General features: G+C 36.4%; 1 protein-coding gene. It reads left to right on the top strand.

What is annotated here, in order from left to right; translation table 11 throughout:
• The first annotated feature begins 337 nt into the window (after positions 1–337).
• The gene (locus MUW73_RS04145; RefSeq protein WP_243575287.1) at positions 338–682 is read left to right on the top strand and encodes a hypothetical protein; all 345 of its coding nucleotides are present in this window, start codon (positions 338–340) and stop codon (positions 680–682) included.
• Positions 683–725 lie beyond the last annotated feature (43 nt).

Below are 725 nucleotides of genomic sequence, written 5' to 3'. Positions count from 1 at the left end.
CTACCTGCAATCCCTCCCGGCAACTGTTTTTCTTTTCATCTGTAAGCTGCGCTTTCTGATCGCACTTTTTTCAAAGGGCGCGTTTTTTTCCTAGCATAAGCCATAGTGGTGAACGGAAACCTAGATATCTTCTTTCCGGGGAGAGTAAAGGCTGAGTTGAGGTGAAGAGGTACTCTGACACAGTTTAGTGAACACTTCTCAAGAAGTAGATAATTTCACATGTTTAGTTTTCTAAGATGTTACTGTATAATCTCCCCTTGCTAATAACATTAGCCTTACTGCATTGGCTCACGTGTCTACAGCTTCATTGGGTCTTGTAGATGAAATTTTAGCTTATATGCCAAAGGGTCCGAAAGATGTTATTTTAGTGGGTAGCCAGCATGCATCAGGTAAATATAACTTGGATATTATTTTAAAGAACCTGGCAAAGTATAATCATATAATCGATATTATTCAATCTTATTGTGGCAATACTGGATCTTTGTTATTTGGTGGTAACGATAACTCAGAGATCATTATGACTAGTTTTTATCATATAAATACTAATTTTGGCAATGTAATTGTGGATCCTAAAAGTTTGAAGATAACCACTGATTCCCCAGAGGGGAAGATACCTCCTGGTTGTAAGGTTCAGCATGCGTATTCGCATTATGATCTTGATCAGATGAATAATAGATGTTAATTATCGCCCTTTTACTCTGTTTAACATAATATTAATTATATAA

Origin of the sequence: Candidatus Cardinium sp. cByotN1, from assembly GCF_022810525.1 — a bacterium.
Lineage (GTDB): Bacteria > Bacteroidota > Bacteroidia > Cytophagales > Amoebophilaceae > Cardinium.
The sequence above is the reverse complement of the archived record's forward strand: the minus strand, read 5'-3'. Positions and strand labels throughout refer to the sequence as shown.

Excerpts from the sequence above, each read along its gene's own strand:
- MUW73_RS04145 (WP_243575287.1), top strand. The coding sequence starts at position 338 with ATGCCAAAGGGTCCGAAAGATGTTATTTTAGTGGGTAGCCAGCATGCA.